The organism is Janthinobacterium svalbardense, from assembly GCF_002327145.1.
In the GTDB taxonomy this organism is placed as follows: Bacteria; Pseudomonadota; Gammaproteobacteria; order Burkholderiales; family Burkholderiaceae_D; genus Janthinobacterium; species Janthinobacterium tructae.
The window spans coordinates 3,788,197-3,801,167 of sequence record NZ_CP023422.1 but is presented as its reverse complement, the minus strand read 5'-3'; the positions used below and the strand labels follow the sequence as shown (position 1 = coordinate 3,801,167).

Sequence of the window (12,971 nt, the reverse complement as noted above, 5' to 3'; positions counted from 1 at the left end):
CGCAAGCGGCGCGATGGGCGTATACTTATTGGCGTTCTTAACCTGAAGCCAGTCATCCCATGCCAGCACACTACCCAACTTCGCGCATGCGCCGCCTGCGCGCGACCCCGCAACTGCGCGAGCTGTTCCGCGAGACCGAGATTAATCCGCGCGACCTGGTCCTGCCGATCTTCGTCGACGAAGGTTCCAGCGATTTCATCGACATCACGTCCATGCCTGGCGTGCGCCGCATTCCCGAAGCGAAGCTGGCGCAGGAAGTCGAACGCTACGCGCGCGCTGGCCTGCGTTCCGTCATGACCTTCGGCATTTCGCACCACAAGGACAGCCACGGCACGGACACCCTGAACCCGGACGGCCTGGTGGCGCGCATGTCGCGCATCATCAAGGACGCCGTGCCGGAAATGGTGGTCATGTCCGACACCTGCTTCTGCGAATACACGGACCACGGCCATTGCGGCATCCTGCATGGCGACACGGTCGACAATGACAGCACGGTGCTGAACCTGGGCAAGCAGGCCGTCATCGCGGCCCAGGCGGGCGCCGACATCATCGCCCCATCGGCCGCCATGGATGGCCAGGTGGCGGCGATCCGCAGCGCGCTGGACGCGGCCGGCTTCCACGACACGCCCGTGATGGCATACTCGACCAAGTTCGCCTCGGGCCTGTATGGCCCGTTCCGCGACGCGGCCGGCAGCACCCTGAAGGGTGACCGCAAGACGTACCAGATGGACCCGATGAACCGCCGCGAAGCGATCCGCGAGTCGCTGATCGACGAAGCCGAAGGTGCCGACGCGCTGATGGTGAAGCCGGCCGGTGCCTACCTGGACATCATCCGCGACCTGCGCGAAGTGACGCGCCTGCCGATCGGCGCCTACCAGGTCAGCGGCGAGTACGCGATGATCAAGTTCGCCGCACAGGCCGGCGCCATCGACGAGCGCCGCGTGGTGCAGGAAACCCTGGGCGCCATCAAGCGCGCGGGCGCAGACATGATCTTTACTTACTTCGCGATGGATGTGCTGAATAATCCGTATTAAGCCTTGTCTCTGGCGCACAGCTAGCGCCCTTTTTTACCCCAAAAGCAAAGTCTGGGGTCGGACCCTCAGGGTCCGACCCCGGTTTCTATGCCGTTGGGTTTATTCAACTTCCCATGCCCCTGAAAATCTCCCGCATCCTGCACGCCGGCTATGTCTTCGAATGCGAAGGCACTGCCATCGCCTTCGACCCCATCGTCGAAAATCCGTTCAGCCGTAATTGCCACGCGTTTCCGTCCGTGCGCTTCGACCTCGACGCCGTGCGCCGGCTGCGCTGGGATGCCGTCTTCATCTCGCACTTCCACGATGACCACTGCTCGCTCGACAGTCTCGATGTGCTCGACCGCGCCACGCCCATCTACCTGTACTGCGTCTTCGACGAGCTGTTCGTCATGCTGCGGGCGCTGGGTTTTACCACCGTCGAGCGCCTGCACGTGGACGTGCCCGTGCGCGTGGGCGCCATCGAGGTGATCCCGCGCCGCGCGCTGGACGACGATGTCGACTCGCTGTTCCAGGTGCGCGCCGCCGGCCTGAATGTGCTCAACGTCGTCGATTCCTGGATCGGACCCGAAACCCTGGCGCAGCTGGCCGCGTTTGCGCCCTGGGACATGGTCTTGTGGCCGTTCCAGACCATGCGCGAGCTCGCCGTCATCGCGCCGTCGCTGGCAGCGCGGGGGCCAGTCGAGCTTCCCGACGACTGGGTGCCGCAGCTGCGCGCGCTGGCGCCCCGTTACCTCGTGCCCAGCTCTTGCCAGTTCGTGCAGGAAGACTGGTCCTGGTACAACCACGCGATGTTCCCGATTACCTACCGCCAGTTTGCGCAGGAGATCGGCGCCGCGCTGCCTGAGGCGCACATCTTCCGCCTCGATCCGTCGACGTCCGTGCTGCTCGACGCGCAGGGCCTGGCGCCGGCCGCGCCGCTGGCCTGGGTCATCCCCGTCGGGCCGCAGGACGTGGATTTCGACTACCGTCCCGACGCGCCGCCGCCCGCCACCGCCGACATCGCGCGCCGTTTCGCGCCCCTGAGCGTCGCCGATGCGGCGCTGGTGCGCGATTTTTGCCAGGAGGGCTTGCTCGAACGCTACCGCGACATGGAACTGCCCGAGGATAGTTACTTCCAAAGCCCACGCCTGTGGCGCCTGGCCCTGTACGGCCATGACGGCGCAGTCACCGTCCTGCATTACCGCACGCACGGCGACTTGATCGACCTGGTGCCGGACACGGGCGAGGCGCCCAGTTGGACGACGGAAGTGCCGCTGGTGAAATGTCATGCGGCGCTGGTGCTGGGTGAATCGCTGACCTCGATGTACATGCGCATCAACGATGGCCCTTTCGATGCGGCCACGCGGGCCGAACTGGAAGAGGCCGACATCGTCGACGACCCCCTGATCCGCTGCCTGTTCAACGACGCCATCGGCGCCTACCAGGCGGCGCAGCTGAAGCGCCTTTTGGCGCGGCCTGAAGGAAATGGCGCGACGCGGTAAGATAGCTGCTTCTGAATGAAGAGGAACGACACCATGGCACAAGACAACGAGACCGCGATCCTGGCCGGCGGCTGCTTTTGGGGCGTGCAAGACTTGCTGCGCCGCTATCCGGGCGTGCTTGCCACGCGCGTAGGCTACAGCGGCGGCGACGTGGCCAACGCCACCTACCGCAACCATGGCACGCATGCGGAAGCGATCGAAATCATCTTCGACCCGAACACCATCAGTTACCGCAAGATCCTGGAATTGTTCTTCCAGATCCACGACCCCAGCACGCCGGACCGCCAGGGCAATGACCGCGGCACCAGCTACCGCTCGGCCATCTTTTATACCAGCGAAGAACAACGGATGGTGGCCGAAGACACCATCCGCGACGTCGACGCCTCCGGCCTGTGGCCCGGCAAGGTGGTGACCGAAGTGGCGCCGGCCGGCCCGTTCTGGGAAGCGGAAGCGGAGCACCAGGATTATCTGCAGCGCTTGCCGCACGGCTACACCTGTCACTACATCCGGCCGGACTGGGTCTTGCCGCAGCGTCAACAATAAGCGTCACAGGAGGCGGCCATGCGCTATTGGCAGGTGGAGCGGCGGCAGGCGGAGGGCCAGCTGGACCTGGGGCGCGCCCTCGACCTGGTGGCCGCCATCGGCCATGCCGACGTGAATGCCATGGCGGGCGCCATCCTGAAAACGGCCGGCGCGGCCGCCTCCATCGCCCAGTGCACGATTTTTGCCTATGAATTCGGCAACCGGCCCCGCACGGTGGCCGTGGCCGACCGGCGCGGCGGGCGTTTCTTGCAGGATATCGCCGACAGCTACGCGCGCCATTACTATGCGCTCGACGGCAACCAGAGCGTCATCGCGCCTGCCCGCCAGCCGAAGCTGGACCCCGCCATCGTGCTGCACCAGCAGGCCAGCGACGAGATCGGCCACCCTGGCTACCGCGCCGTCTGCTATCAAAGACCGAATGTGTCGGACCGGCTGTCCCTGCTGGTGCAGCCGGCCGGCGACATCTGGCTGTCCGTCAATTTTTACCGCGATAGCAGCCAGGGCCAGTTCCAGCCCGGCGAAATCGCCGCCATCGAAACCCTGTCGCCGCTGTTCGCGTATGCGGCCAGACACCACTACAGCGTCAATGGCCAGCCCGCGCAAGGCGTTTCGCCCATGATGCTGGCCAGGTTGCGCCAGCATTGCCCCGCCTTGAGCAAGCGCGAACTCGACGTGCTGCGCTGTGTGCTCGAAGGCCTCACGGCTGTGGAAATCGCCGAGACCATGGGCGTGCAGCCATCGAGCGTCGTCACGTATCAAAAGCGCGCGTATAAACGCCTGGGCATTTCCAGCCAGCGTCAGTTGTTCGCCCTGTGCATGGCGCCAGCGCCTGTCTAGTCCCTTCGGCGTAGGGATGGCTCCGCCTTTTTGACTGTTTTGCCCGGCAGTTGTCCCCAAAATGGGGACAGCCGCCGGCATCGTCGTCTGCATACTGTGTTTCAAGCCGGGATTACCCGGCCGCCCTTACCCAAGAACAACAACAAGGGGAGGGCGACACCTTATGGAGACAAGCATGCCCCCGCCACACAAGCCACCAACGCGCCCGTTCTCGACGCGGCCACCAATCAACTGGAACAGCAGGTAATGCGCAAGGTATCGCGCCATTTGCTGGGATTTTTGTTCCTGCTGTTCGTCTTTTCCTTTCTTGACCGCATCAACATCGGCTTCGCCGGCCTGACCATGATGCAAGACCTGGGCCTGTCCGGCACCCAGTTTGGCTTTGCCACCACCCTGTTTTACATTGCCTACATCGCGTGCAGCATCCCCAGCAATATCGTGCTGGCCCGCATCGGCGCCCGCAAATGGATAGGCAGCATGATGATCGCCTGGGGCCTGGCTTCGACGGCGACCCTGTTCGCCAGCGGCCCGGCCAGCCTGTATGCGCTGCGCTTCCTGGTCGGCGTGACGGAGGCGGGCTTTCTGCCCGGCATGCTGCTGTATCTGACCTACTGGTTTCCCAGCGCCTACCGGGCGCGTGCCAATGCCCTGTTCATGATCGCCATGCCCGTCACGGCCGCCGTCGGTTCGGCCCTGTCGGGCTTGATCCTGGGCCTGGACGGCCACTGGGGCTTGAAGGGCTGGCAATGGTTGTTCTTGCTGGAAGGCATGCCATCCGTCCTGCTGGGCCTGGCCGTGTACGGCTATCTGGACGATGCGCCCAGCAAGGCGAGCTGGCTGGGCAAGCTGGAACAGCAAGTGCTGGCGCGCATGCTGGCGGCCGAGCACAAGCCTGCCGTCGTACACCTCGCGCAGCAGCAGAAGACCTCCGTGCTGGCGGAAATGCTGTCGCCCACCGTGCTGAAATTCGGCATCGCCTATTTTTGCCTGGTCAACACCCTGGCAATGGTGGCCGTGTGGACGCCGCTGATCGTGAAAAGTTTCAGCGGCAACGCCAGCAACACGCAGATCGGTCTGCTGGCCGCCATTCCGCAAGTATGCACCGTGATCGGCATGATTCTGTGGGGCCGCCGCTCGGACCGCTTGCAGGAGCGCCGCTGGCATATCGTCTGGCCCATGCTGCTGTCGGCCGGCGGCTGGCTCTTCACCGCGTACTCCGGCAATCCCGTGGTGCAGTTGCTGGGCGTGTGCATGGCCTCGACGGGCGCGTATACCGCCATGTCCGTCTTCTGGACCACGCCGGACCGGGCCCTGAGCCTGGGTGCGCGTGCCATCGGCATCGCCGTCATCAATGCCACGGGCAATATCGGCTCGGCCCTGAACCCCGTCGTGGTGGGCTGGCTGAAGGATGTCACGCACAGCTTTGCCACGGGCTTGCTGTACGCCAGCGTGCTGCTGGTGGCGGGCGCGGCCATCGTGTTGACCCTGCCCATCGCGCGCGGCGGTAACAAAGAACCATCTTGAAGAGGAACGCATCATGAGCGATACATTTCACCCTTATCCCCATGTGCCGAAGGTGTATCCGCCCGGCAAACCTGCCTGTGCCGGCGCGCAGCACGTGCCGGTGCTGATCGTCGGCGGCGGTCCCGTGGGCCTGGCCACGGCCCTGGGCCTGGCGCGCCACGGCGTGCGCTCGGTACTGATCGAAGCGGACGATGGCGTCTGCACGGGTAGCCGCGCCATCTGCATTTCGCGGCGCAGCCTGGAAATCATCGACCGCCTGGGCGCGCTCGACGGTTTTATGAGCAAAGGCTTGCCCTGGGCGGGCGGGCGCAGCTTTTACCGCGACGAGGAAGTGCTGCACTTCACGATGCCGCAAGACGCGCAGCAGAAATTGCCGCCCATGCTCAACCTGGCGCAATACCATATCGAGCAATTCCTGCTCGATGCGGCCGAACGCCAGAGCGAGCTGATCGATATCCGCTGGCAAACGCGGGTGACCGGCGTGGAGCAGCGCGCCGATGGCGCCACGGTCACCGTGGCCACGCCCGATGCAACCTACAAAATCGAGGCGGACTGGCTGGTGGCGGCCGATGGCGGGCGCAGCGCCGTGCGCGAGGCGCTGGGCCTCAAATTGCAAGGCACCAGCTATGAAGGGCGCTATGTGATCGTCGATATCCACCTGAAAAGCGAGCGCCCGACGGAGCGCCTCGCGTATTTCGACCCGCCATCGAATCCCGGCTCGACCGTGCTGGTGCACAAGCAGCACGACGATATCTGGCGCATCGATTACCAGCTGCGCGACGACGAGGATGCGCAGGCGGCCGTGCTGCTGGAAAACGTGGCGCCCCGCGTGGACAGCCTGCTGGCCATGATGGGGGAAACAGCGCCCTGGCATCCCGTGTGGATCACCATTTACAAGGCCAACGCCTTGACCCTGGACAAGTACCGGCACGGCCCCGTGCTGTTCGCGGGCGATGCGGCCCACCTGGTGCCCATCTTCGGCGTGCGTGGCGCGAACTCCGGCATCGACGATGCCGACAATCTGGCCTGGAAACTGGCGTATGTGGTCAAGGGCCAGGCGCCGCAGGGCTTGCTGGACAGCTATTCGGACGAACGCGTGTTCGCCGCCCGTGAAAACCTGCGCCACGGCAGCAAAAGCACGGAATTCATGGCGCCGCCCACGTTTGCCTTCGAGTTGATGCGCACGGCCGTGCTGGGCCTGGCGGGCAAGCATGCGCACGTGCGCTCGCTGATCAACCCGCGCCAGACCAGCGCCATCGCGTATGCGCAGTCGCCCCTGAATGCGGTTGACGCGGACGTGTTTGCAACTGGTCCCGCGCCGGGCACGGTCTTGCCCGAATGCCCGCTGGCGCTGCCGCACAACGGCGGACAAAAAGCGGGGTATATTACCGATCTGGTGCGGCGCGCCGCTGGTGCTTTCACGGGCCTGTATTTCAGCGGGGATGGGGCCGTGCCAGCCGAACTGCTGGCGCTGGGCGACACATTGCCGTTGAGTACCGTGGCGATCAGCCGCAGCGGGGCGCAAGAGTGCGCCTGGGACCACACGGCGCGGGTATTCTCGCTATTCGACGCGCAGCCAGGCACGTTTTACCTCGTGCGTCCGGACGGCCACGTGCTGGGGCGCTGGCGGCAAGTGCGGGCGGGGCAGGTGGCGCAGGCGCTGGCGAGGATATTAGCGAGTTAAGCCCAACGGCAAATTCCGGGGTCGGACCCTGAGGGTCCGACCCCAGCTGTTCCGCCTTTCGGGTTGAAATGGGCGAATGTAATACATCAAGATCAGGAGATAATATGACTGACATCGAACTCGATAATTTGTACACCGAGCTGTGCCACACCATGGGTGGCCTGGGCGAACAGCGCTCGCCGCTGTTCCTGGCCCGCTTTGCCTTGCTGGCCATGGGCGCCATCGGCAAGGCCGATGTGGTGCAGGGCTTGCTGCGCGACGCTGCCGACGGCCTGGCGGAGAGCGCATGACAGGCGCCGGATACCAAAGCGGCTTCGGCAACGAATTTGCCACGGAATCCATCGCCGGCGCCTTGCCGCAGGGGCAAAACTCGCCGCAGCAGGCGCCCCTGGGCTTGTATGCGGAACAATTGTCGGGCACGGCATTCACGGCGCCGCGCGCGCAGAACCGGCGTTCCTGGCTGTACCGCATCCGCCCCGCCAGCCAGCATCCGCCATTCACTTTGCTTGCCAGCACCCGCATCGTCAGCGATTTTCACGCCATGCCCCCCACGCCGCCTAACCAGCTGCGCTGGGACCCGCTGCCGTTGCCCGACAGCGGCACGCCGGTCGACTTCATCGACGGCTGGCAAACCATGGCCGGCAACGGCAGCGCCGAAGCGATGAGCGGCTGCGCCATCCACGTGTATGCGGCCAACCGCTCCATGCAGCGCTTCTTTTACTCGGCCGACGGCGAATTGCTGGTCGTGCCGCAGGAAGGCCGGCTGGCGATCGCCACGGAACTGGGCTTGATCGAACTGGAACCGCAGGAAATCGCCGTGATTCCCCGTGGCGTGCGCTTCCGCGTGACCCTGCCGGACGGCCAGGCGCGCGGCTATGTGTGTGAAAACTTCGGCACGGCTTTCCGTTTGCCCGACATGGGCCCCATCGGCTCGAATGGCCTGGCCAACAGCCGCGATTTCCTCACGCCGCACGCGGCCTACGAGGATATCGACGGCGAGTGCGAATTGCTGGCCAAGTTCGGCGGCCATCTGTGGCGCACGACGCTCGACCATTCGCCGCTGGACGTGGTGGCCTGGCACGGCAATTACGCGCCGTACAAATATGATTTGCGCCGTTTTAACGCCATCGGCTCGATCAGCTACGACCATCCCGACCCGTCGATCTTCCTCGTGCTGCAGGCGCCCAGCGAAAATCCGCTGTTTGGCGCCATCGACTTTGCCATCTTCCCGCCGCGCTGGCTGGCCGCCGAGCACACGTTCCGCCCGCCCTGGTTCCACCGTAACGTGGCCAGCGAATTCATGGGTCTGATCCACGGCGTGTACGACGCCAAGGCGGCCGGTTTCGTGCCGGGCGGGGCCAGCCTGCACAACTGCATGTCCGGCCACGGCCCCGATGCACAAACGTTCGAGAAGGCGTCGCATAGTGACACGTCCGCTCCCGCGAAGGTGGCCGACACCATGGCTTTCATGTTCGAGACGCGCACCATCCTCAAGCCCACGCCGTTCGCCCTGGACGGCGGCCTGCTGCAAAACGATTATTTCGAATGCTGGCAAGGCTTGCGCAAGCATTTCTATCCTGATCAAGCCTAGTCAAGCCGTGGTCAGGCGGCCCGCACCCCCGCCGCTCAGGTGGTCGAGCGAACTGAATTTGCGCGCCACGTGATACGGGTGTTCGTAATTGCTGTTGACGGTGGCGATCAGGCCGATGTGGCTGGTGACGGCGGCAATCGCCGACAGCAGGGTAAAAGGTTCGAAGGGCAGGCCGATGGCGGCGCGCAGCCACCAGGCCAGGTCGGGCGGCCGTTGGCGCTGGCAGACGGATGGCGCCAGGCGGCGGGATGGTGGCCGTGACGTTGCAAAAAGACGTTCAGGACAAGCTGGCGTGCTGGCATGGGGGCTCCGTGGTAGGGAGGCGACATTGCCTGCGCCTTTGCTGCAGCAAGGTTCGGGCCAATGCCCCGCATATGCAAAATCCGGATAAGCTAGCGCGGCACCATTCGTTCACGCCTGGCGATGGCGCGCGGTATAGTCGGCTCATGGAACTCTTAGCCCACAATTTCAGCAGCGATTTCGCGCGCAGCGCCCACCTGGCCCGCGGCGCCGGCGATGACGGCGATAGCGAGGCGCTGGTCGCCTTCCGCGACCCGCAGCAAATGAGCTTGCTGGTGCGCGCCACGGCCTTTGTCTTTGCCGACCCCCGTTCGCGCCAGTTGCACGAACTGATCGAACGCATCGCTCCCAGCGAGGCGACGGTGCTGATCACGGGCGAAACAGGGACGGGCAAGGAGCTGATCGCGCGCCATGTGCACGGCTTGAGCGGGCGCGCCGAGCAGACCTTTGTGGCGATCAACTGCGGCGCCTTTTCAGAAACCCTGGTCGAGAGCGAACTGTTTGGCTACGAAAAAGGCGCGTTTACGGGCGCGCAGCAGGGTAAACCCGGCTGGTTCGAGACGGCCAGCGGCGGCACCCTGTTCCTCGACGAAATCGGCGACTTGCCGCTGGCGATGCAGGTCAAGCTGCTGCGCGTGCTGCAGGAGCGCGAAGTGGTGCGCCTGGGCGCGCGGCGCGCCATCCCCATCGACGTGCGCCTGATTGCGGCCACCAATGTGGACCTGGCCGAAGCCGTGCGGGCGGGACGCTTTCGCGAAGACCTGTATTACCGGCTGCAGGTGATCGGCCTGCCGCTGCGCCCCTTGCGCGAGCGCCCGGGCGACATCATGCCGCTGACGCGCCACTTCATGGCCATCTATGCGCAGCGCTTGCACCTGGGCGAGGTGGAGCTGGGCTCTGACGCGCAGCAAGCCTTGCTGGCGTATCCGTGGCCGGGCAATATCCGCGAACTGGAAAACGTCATCCACCGCGCGCTGCTGGTCTGCCGCAGCGGCGTGGTGCGCGCCGAAGACTTGAGTTTGTCGGGCTGGCACAGGCCGATGGCTTCCGTACCCGCAGCGGCCCCGGTGCCTGTGCCGGACACCTGGGCTGGCGCTGCCGATATCGCCTACGCGGCCCACGGCGCGGCCGGGCAGGATGACTTGCTGGCGGCCGAACGTTTCGCCCGTGCCTGGCAAGCCTTGCTCGACTCGGGCGAGGCCGTGGAATTCGAATCCATGCAGCAGGAACTGGTGCGCGCCGCGTGGGAGCGCAATGAGCGCAACCAGGTGCGCACGGCCAAGCACCTGAATCTCAGCCGTAACATCCTGCGCACTTTTTTGAAAAAGGCGGGCGCCATCGACTAGGCGCATGACCAATCTCCTGGAGCCGGACCCGCAGCGATGCGGTTCCGGCTTTTTTTTGCTGCTGCGCGCGCAGCACGCTGCTGCCGTGGGTGCAGCGGATTGCTGCCAAATCAGCAGCGAAGGGCGCTGGCGGGTGCACGCGGCATGGCATGTTTTCTGCGAGGAGGAAAGGGCAGGCCAGTGCGCGCATTGCTCACCATGCGCGTGCAGGCCCTTTCTTCGACCCACGACAGGAGTCCATGCATGACCATCGAATTCATCTGGCAATTGCCCACCAGCGGCGACGGCCGTTACGCGGCGCCCGGCATCACGCGCAGGGGCGAGCGAAATGCTGGCTCCCCCAGCCCGTTGCAGGCGGGCGTGAGCGACCCGCGCGGCGCGCGTCCGCCGTTCAATTATTTCGACTACCTGCACCAGATCGCCCGCGCCGCCGATCTTTCCGGCTTCGACGGCATCCAGATACGCCACGATACGCAGGGTGATGAAAGCTGGATCGTCGCCGGCTACCTGGCGCGCAGCACGCGCCATCTGAAACTGATCGCCGAATTCGACGCCGCCTGGGGTTCTGCCGTGTACGCGGCAAAGAACGCCGTCAGCTTCCAGCGCTTCACGGGCGGGCGCTTCGCCTGGCAAATCGGTCATGGCGGCGATGCGGCAGCGCGCCGGCGTCAGGGCGATGCGGCGCCGGACGCCGATATTCTGCCGCGCATCGATGAATTCATCACGGTGGCGCGCGGCGTGCAAAGCACATCACCGTTCAGCTTCAAGGGCAAGTTCTTCGAAGTGCAGGACGGCGGCTTCAAGGGGCCGCTGGCAAACCATCCTGTGAACAGCATCTATTTGACCGGTGAGTCGCCCGAGGCGCTGGCCCTGTCGGCGCGCCAGGCCAACGTGCACGTGTTTGACGCGGCGCCCGCGACGGACTTGCAGCCTTCCATCGACAGCCTGCAAGCGCAGGCGCGCCACTTGGGCCGCACCGTGGCGGCGGGCTTGCGCATCGACGTGCTGGCGCGCGAAACGTTTGAAGAAGCGCTGCGCGACGCGCGCCGCTACCGCAGCGGGGCGGGGCTACCTGACGATGCTCCGTTCGAGGATGATGCTGCCGCCTTCTGGCCCGGCTTTGCGCAAGCTCAAACGGGCGCACACGGCGCCCTGGTCGGCAGCTATGAACAGGTCAGCGCGGCGTTGCAAGCCTACGCGCAGGCCGGTGTGTCGAGCTTCGTGCTGGCCGCCATCCCCCATTTCGAGGAAGCCTACCGCATCGGCGAACACGTGCTGCCACGCGTGCGGGCAGCGTTGAGCGCGCAGCTGCAAGCGGCTTGAGTTCCTGTATCCAACCTACTGAAGGAGTACCTTGATGGCAATCGATTTTTTCTGGCGCATCCCCACACATGGCGAACCGAGTTCGCACCGCGCCCGCACGCCGTTTCGCGGCGACTGGTTTCCCGGCAATGACAACCTGCGCCAGGCGGGCCTCGGTGGCGGCGGCGCCGACGGTTTTACCTACGTCGACTACCTGGCCGAAATCGCCCGCGCGGCCGAGCTATCGGGCTTCCAGGGCGGCTTGATCCCGTCCTTTCCCATGACGGATGAACCGTGGGCCATTTCCGCGCTGCTGGCGCGCGAAACGAGCACCTTCCGCTTCATGATCCCGTTCCAGCCCGGCTTTTTGAACCCCGTGGTGGCGGCGCGCATGACGGCCAGCCTGCAGCGGGCCACGGGCGGCCGGGCCCTGTACAACGTGATCACGGGCGGTGGCGGCCCGGCGCAGCTGTGGTGGGGCGATTCGGCCGGCCACGACGACCGCTACACGCGCACGACCGAGTTCCTCGACGTGGTGCGCGGCGTGTGGCGTGGCGGGCCGTTTTCCTACCAGGGCAAGTTCTACCAGGTGGAAGACGCGGGCCTGGCTACGCCCCTGTCGGAACAGGACTTCCCCGAAATTTACTTTTCCGGCTCGTCCGATGCGGCCCTCGGTTCCGCCTCGAAGCACGCCGATTATTACCTGACGTGGCTGGAGCCGTTCGAGCAGCTGCGCGAGAAATTCGCCCGCGTGCATGAAAAGACGGCGCTCCTGGGGCGCAAGATCAAGTGCGCCGTGCGCGTCGACATCGTGGCCCGCGCCACGGAGGAAGAGGCGTGGGACGAGGTGCGCAAGGGCTTTGACGCCGTCGATGCCGCCACCCTGCGCCAGTTCCTCGGCGCCGATGGCGGCGATTCCGTGGGCGCGGCGCGCCAGCGGGGCAACCGTCCGACCACCCTGAACAGCTACAAGGACTTGATCACGGCGCCGAATATCTGGTCCGGCTTCAACCTGCTGCGCGGCGGGCAGACGCAGGGTATCGTCGGCAGCTACCAGCAGGTGGCCGAACGCCTCGACGAACTGGTGCAACTGGGCGCCGACGCCTTTATCCTCGCCAGCACGCCGCACCTGGAAGAAGCGTACCGGGTGGGTGAAGAAGTGCTGCCGCTGGTGCGTGGGCATACGGCGGCACTCTTGCGCGCCGCCTGAGTATCCCCTGTTGCCGCGACAGCAGCGCCACCGCCTGCTGTCGCGCAGGCAGCACGCGGCGGCGCCGCTGCTGCCAAATCAACAGCACTATCATCATGATAGTCTTCCTTTTAAATCAA

The 12,971-nt window shown here is 65.3% G+C and carries 11 protein-coding genes and 1 pseudogene; 11 read left to right on the top strand and 1 reads right to left on the bottom strand.

The annotated features are described in order from the left end of the window. Nucleotides 1-59: 59 nt before the first annotated feature. The 8 genes from hemB to hmgA all read left to right on the top strand — a co-directional run bounded on the left by hemB (nucleotide 60) and on the right by hmgA (nucleotide 8,694). On the top strand, nucleotides 60-1,034 hold the full coding sequence (hemB, locus tag CNX70_RS16890; RefSeq protein ID WP_096235656.1) for a porphobilinogen synthase: 975 nt from the start codon (nucleotides 60-62) through the stop codon (nucleotides 1,032-1,034). A gap of 113 nt (nucleotides 1,035-1,147) precedes the next feature. Then, nucleotides 1,148-2,515 carry an MBL fold metallo-hydrolase gene (locus CNX70_RS16885; RefSeq protein ID WP_096235655.1) on the top strand — a complete coding sequence of 456 codons (1,368 nt, stop codon included), beginning with the start codon at nucleotides 1,148-1,150 and terminating at the stop codon, nucleotides 2,513-2,515. A gap of 33 nt (nucleotides 2,516-2,548) precedes the next feature. Then, nucleotides 2,549-3,058 (top strand): peptide-methionine (S)-S-oxide reductase MsrA, encoded by a 510-nt coding sequence (gene msrA, locus CNX70_RS16880; RefSeq protein WP_096238509.1) that lies wholly within the window; start codon nucleotides 2,549-2,551, stop codon nucleotides 3,056-3,058. A gap of 18 nt (nucleotides 3,059-3,076) precedes the next feature. Then, nucleotides 3,077-3,895, top strand: a complete 819-nt coding sequence (locus tag CNX70_RS16875) for a helix-turn-helix domain-containing protein (RefSeq protein ID WP_096235654.1) — start codon at nucleotides 3,077-3,079, stop codon at nucleotides 3,893-3,895. A gap of 246 nt (nucleotides 3,896-4,141) precedes the next feature. After that, nucleotides 4,142-5,419: an MFS transporter gene (locus CNX70_RS16870; protein ID WP_096235653.1), complete on the top strand. Its 1,278-nt coding sequence runs from the start codon at nucleotides 4,142-4,144 to the stop codon at nucleotides 5,417-5,419. Nucleotides 5,420-5,432: 13 nt separating this feature from the next. Next, nucleotides 5,433-7,103: an FAD-dependent oxidoreductase gene (locus CNX70_RS16865; RefSeq protein ID WP_096235652.1), complete on the top strand. Its 1,671-nt coding sequence runs from the start codon at nucleotides 5,433-5,435 to the stop codon at nucleotides 7,101-7,103. A gap of 104 nt (nucleotides 7,104-7,207) precedes the next feature. Then, entirely contained in the window at nucleotides 7,208-7,393 is a 186-nt protein-coding gene (locus CNX70_RS16860) for a DUF2783 domain-containing protein (RefSeq protein ID WP_096235651.1), read from the top strand. Next, nucleotides 7,390-8,694: a homogentisate 1,2-dioxygenase gene (hmgA, locus tag CNX70_RS16855; protein ID WP_096235650.1), complete on the top strand. Its 1,305-nt coding sequence runs from the start codon at nucleotides 7,390-7,392 to the stop codon at nucleotides 8,692-8,694. Before CNX70_RS16860 ends, hmgA begins: the two co-directional genes overlap by 4 nt. Nucleotides 8,695-8,712: 18 nt before the next feature. On the opposite strand, the pseudogene CNX70_RS16850 reads toward hmgA, so the two are convergent. Further along, nucleotides 8,713-8,996 (bottom strand): annotated as a pseudogene (locus tag CNX70_RS16850) (LLM class flavin-dependent oxidoreductase); the annotation flags it as partial. 144 nt (nucleotides 8,997-9,140) lie between these two features. Here CNX70_RS16850 and CNX70_RS16845 point away from each other — a divergent pair. From CNX70_RS16845 to CNX70_RS16835, 3 genes are all read left to right on the top strand, one after another. Then, nucleotides 9,141-10,340 (top strand): sigma-54 interaction domain-containing protein, encoded by a 1,200-nt coding sequence (locus CNX70_RS16845; RefSeq protein ID WP_096235649.1) that lies wholly within the window; start codon nucleotides 9,141-9,143, stop codon nucleotides 10,338-10,340. A 243-nt stretch (nucleotides 10,341-10,583) separates the two neighbouring features. Continuing rightward, nucleotides 10,584-11,663 (top strand): LLM class flavin-dependent oxidoreductase, encoded by a 1,080-nt coding sequence (locus CNX70_RS16840; protein WP_096235648.1) that lies wholly within the window; start codon nucleotides 10,584-10,586, stop codon nucleotides 11,661-11,663. Between the two features lie 34 nt (nucleotides 11,664-11,697). Next, on the top strand, nucleotides 11,698-12,852 hold the full coding sequence (locus tag CNX70_RS16835; protein WP_096235647.1) for an LLM class flavin-dependent oxidoreductase: 1,155 nt from the start codon (nucleotides 11,698-11,700) through the stop codon (nucleotides 12,850-12,852). Nucleotides 12,853-12,971 lie beyond the last annotated feature (119 nt).

Coding starts and splice junctions, on each gene's coding strand:
- hemB (WP_096235656.1), top strand. CDS start 60: ATGCCAGCACACTACCCAACTTCGCGCATGCGCCGCCTGCGCGCGACC.
- CNX70_RS16885 (WP_096235655.1), top strand. CDS start 1,148: ATGCCCCTGAAAATCTCCCGCATCCTGCACGCCGGCTATGTCTTCGAA.
- msrA (WP_096238509.1), top strand. CDS start 2,549: ATGGCACAAGACAACGAGACCGCGATCCTGGCCGGCGGCTGCTTTTGG.
- CNX70_RS16875 (WP_096235654.1), top strand. CDS start 3,077: ATGCGCTATTGGCAGGTGGAGCGGCGGCAGGCGGAGGGCCAGCTGGAC.
- CNX70_RS16870 (WP_096235653.1), top strand. CDS start 4,142: ATGCGCAAGGTATCGCGCCATTTGCTGGGATTTTTGTTCCTGCTGTTC.
- CNX70_RS16865 (WP_096235652.1), top strand. CDS start 5,433: ATGAGCGATACATTTCACCCTTATCCCCATGTGCCGAAGGTGTATCCG.
- CNX70_RS16860 (WP_096235651.1), top strand. CDS start 7,208: ATGACTGACATCGAACTCGATAATTTGTACACCGAGCTGTGCCACACC.
- hmgA (WP_096235650.1), top strand. CDS start 7,390: ATGACAGGCGCCGGATACCAAAGCGGCTTCGGCAACGAATTTGCCACG.
- CNX70_RS16845 (WP_096235649.1), top strand. CDS start 9,141: ATGGAACTCTTAGCCCACAATTTCAGCAGCGATTTCGCGCGCAGCGCC.
- CNX70_RS16840 (WP_096235648.1), top strand. CDS start 10,584: ATGACCATCGAATTCATCTGGCAATTGCCCACCAGCGGCGACGGCCGT.
- CNX70_RS16835 (WP_096235647.1), top strand. CDS start 11,698: ATGGCAATCGATTTTTTCTGGCGCATCCCCACACATGGCGAACCGAGT.